This is a genomic window from Pedobacter sp. 01N416, from assembly GCF_056399685.1.
This window is the reverse complement of the sequence record NZ_JBFTRT010000526.1, coordinates 1-3,533: the sequence shown is the minus strand read 5'-3', so window position 1 is coordinate 3,533 and position 3,533 is coordinate 1. Positions and strand designations below refer to the sequence as shown.

Here is a 3,533-nt window from a genome sequence, read left to right as displayed (position 1 = left end):
GAACTACCGTTCAAATATTCATATCTTTTCTTGCGTAATAAATTATTATTCTGATCAAGATATTTTATCATATCAATTTTTAATCCCCAATATGGCAGACCGGTCGCCGGAAAAGCCTGTTGCGAGAAATAAAATTCAGTTTTACCCCCAGTTGGATATTGAATAGATTTGAGTGTACCCATTTTTAGGTAATTAAAATCAATTTCTCTGTTGGCTCCAGGTATGTATACTACATCATATGGATAAGCAGGATCTACAGCGCCCGGCGATCCAACAGTCCCAACATCTACAATCATGGGGTTAAGTGCATCATGATAAGTTGGAATAAGCGTTTGATTAGTGTCTATTCCATTGTAAAAGCCACCCATATCCTGACCAAGTGATAATCTGCTTGGAAGAGAATCAGTGTTGTAAACACTACGACCGAAATATTCAAAGCGATGTTTAATTTCTGCTCCATTTTCACCTAACTCGCTTAACCCATCAAGATACAATCTATAGTTGACAGCGTAGTCGTAATTTGTAAGAGGATATCCATATCCTACCGTTGAATAAGGCTTTATTGTTTTGATGTTATTTGATACAAATTTGAAAGCCTTTACTTCTTCTTTCTTTGAATTATAAACAAACATTTTATCGAGCGCCGTATGTGTGCCGCTGACAACCTCATCGTATATAAGATTTTTAAATGTGAAACTGATAGAATCGTGTTCAGATGTGTAGATTTTACTAATAACCGGCCCTGTATTGTCATTATGCCACATTACTCCAGGAGTATTAAATATTTGATGCGGAACAGGGGATTGACCAAAAAAATAATAGAATTTTGAATTTTTCGGTGGCACAACAAAATCATTCCCGCTGTTGTTGTACTCAAAATTTATAGTGTGCGTATTATTAAAGTCCTCAATTTTAGTTAAAAACCATTCAGTTGTATCAATCGCACCCGCGCTTGCTGCTCCATGTCGAAAATAATATCGGGTACCATTTTTGGTAGTTACAATAAAGCCTTGAATAGCTTGATTTACGACAATAATGGGTTCTATCTTTATATCTGCAGCTTTTTTTAGGAGCACTTTATCGCCCTTTAAGTAAAAAGATCCCGAATATCCTGCAAAATTATAGTAAAAGATATCGGGCTCGATACTTGGGTAAGGTGTCGCCGCCAAATTGGAGATTGTAATATAATCAGCAACCGTAGTTGACGAGGCAATTGGCAATCCATTATTAACATTGGTACCAACGCCATCAGAACTACCGCGGATTGATCTTGAGATCACGCCACCAGAGTTAATTACCCAGCCCACACCTAAACAGGTAGACGGATCTTCGACTTTGACGCCGGATGTATAGTAAGAAATTGACAATGGCACTGATATATCTCCCGATTTTAGTGTATACAGTGGAATGTCGATTTCGGGTTTACCGCTATAATAACTAACAGGAACATCAGCATATTTTGAAAGTGCAGCTGCCTCGGGGCCCGGCGGCATTACTGAGGCAGTTCCAAATTGTGCATGTACGCGAAAAACAAAAGAGCTGAAAATCAGCAACAGTGTTGAGAGGTTTTTTAGCATATTTCCTATTTTTAGAATAATGGATTGGTATAATTTTGCCAAAAGTTAGTTGACGATAGTTACTACTACATCATACTATCCATTGGTATTTATAAAATCTTCATTTTAAAGATAGGCTACTGTTAAAAAATTATTAAATCTTTTTGACGAACGATCGGAATCAAGTGACGAACTGAGCTTCTGGAGTGATGACTTTTTTTGGCGACTAATATTTTAAAAAGTACTGCTCATCTGGAACATGGGCAGGTACATTGCGATCAGGATTACCCCAACCACCAGGCCTAGAAAGATAATGATCAAAGGCTCCAGCAGTCCGCTGATCGCATTGGTCTTATATTCCACTTCCTCGGTATACTGCTGGGACAGCTGCTCAAAGAAGTGCTCCAGCTTGTTCACCTCTTCCGCTATACGGATCATCTGGATAAACTTTACCGGATAAAAATCATATTTGGACAATGCTGTTGACAGACTGCTGCCCAACAGGATATCCCCCTGGGCCAGCCTGAGCGACTGTTCCACCGGATAAAAAGTAATCATCTGCCGCACCAGTTCCAGTGCCTGAAGCAATGGGGTATTGGTCTCGGTCAGCAGCCTCATCGTATTGGCAAACTGTGCCAGGTAGATCTTCTTGGTAATCTCACCCACCACCGGGATCCGCAGCAGCGTCAGCGCACTATACTTCTTGAACCAAGGCATTTTCCGGTTCACCAGGACCAGTACCACCATCAGTACAATGATGCCGAGCATCAGGTAGATATAACGGTCGAACCAGTCTGAAAAACTAACAATCAACGAGGTCAGATAAGGCAGTTTTCCACCAAAACGTTTAAAAACATCGGCAAACATCGGTACCACAAACTTGATCATAAAAAATACCGCGGCAAACGAAGTCACCAGGACCAGCAGCGGATAGGTGATTGCCCCTATGATCTTCCTGCGCTGGCTGATCTTGGCCCTGTAGTATTTCGCCAGTTCACCCAGCACCTCAGCCAGCCTTCCGGTTTCCTCCCCGATCCTGATACTGTAAAACTCATAGGCACTGAATTTCTTTTCTCCCTGCATCGTTTCGGAAAGGGATTTTCCGCTGATCACCTGCTGCAGCACCGAAGCAAAAAGCGCCATATCCTTTTTATTGGTATAGGATCCCGCAGTAAGCTCCAAAGCCGATCGGAGATCAATTCCCGAACGGATCAGCGTGCCCAGCTCATTGTAAAAACCTTCTTTTTTTCGGTCACTGAGCTGGCCATCACCAAAGGAAATATCCTTGCCCAGCAGCTCCAATAGCCCATTACCCCCAGGCTTTGCCTTTGGTCTGTTCTTTTTTCCGTACGCCGATATATCTATTGATGCCATAGCTGATTATCTGAATAAATCCTGGGCACTGTAAAACTTTTTAAATACCATGGGCACTTTTCCTCCTTTTTCCAGGCCGAGCACAAAGCCCACCTGGTCAACCGTATCTCCTTCAACAGCCTCCCGGCCTTCAAAACGAAAACCTACTTCTGTCGGCGCAAACACAAAACTGTCTGTTCTCAAGCCTTCCACCTCCCGGCTGATTACCCCGCCACCGAAACGGTAGCGGACCAGGATACTGTCCTGACGCACTTCAAAACCATCAGCAGTCCTTAGCAAAACCCTGCCCTGATCAATGTCCCTGCCCATCGCCCGCTGCAGGCCAAGCACGAGCTGTACACTATTGTTCTTTTTTTCAAAGGCACTAAAATAATTCCCGATCAGCCCATAGGCCATATAACAGATGCTGATACAGAGCCCTGCCAGCAGCATGGACACTGCGATTTCCATCAGTGTATAGGCCTCAATCTTCCCCTTTTCCATTATCACCGCTTAATAAACATTTTAGACTGCCCAAGGACCTTCCCCGCTCGCTCGCCCTGATCTCCAGCCGCGACATGCCCTGGATATCACTTTCACTGCAGATCAGTTCATAATCCACAC

The 3,533-nt window shown here is 43.1% G+C and carries 3 protein-coding genes; all 3 read right to left on the bottom strand.

Features of this window, described 5'->3' with window-relative positions; all coding sequences use genetic code 11:
• Window positions 1-1,619 (bottom strand): hypothetical protein (locus tag AC1DND_RS22885; protein ID WP_477584902.1); only part of this gene is annotated, 1,619 nt, incomplete at its 3' end.
• Window positions 1,620-1,790: 171 nt separating this feature from the next.
• On the bottom strand, window positions 1,791-2,930 hold the full coding sequence (locus AC1DND_RS22880; RefSeq protein ID WP_477584901.1) for a type II secretion system F family protein: 1,140 nt from the start codon (window positions 2,928-2,930) through the stop codon (window positions 1,791-1,793).
• Window positions 2,931-2,936: 6 nt separating this feature from the next.
• Window positions 2,937-3,413, bottom strand: coding sequence for a hypothetical protein (locus tag AC1DND_RS22875; protein WP_477584900.1), 477 nt, complete (start codon window positions 3,411-3,413; stop codon window positions 2,937-2,939).
• Window positions 3,414-3,533 lie beyond the last annotated feature (120 nt).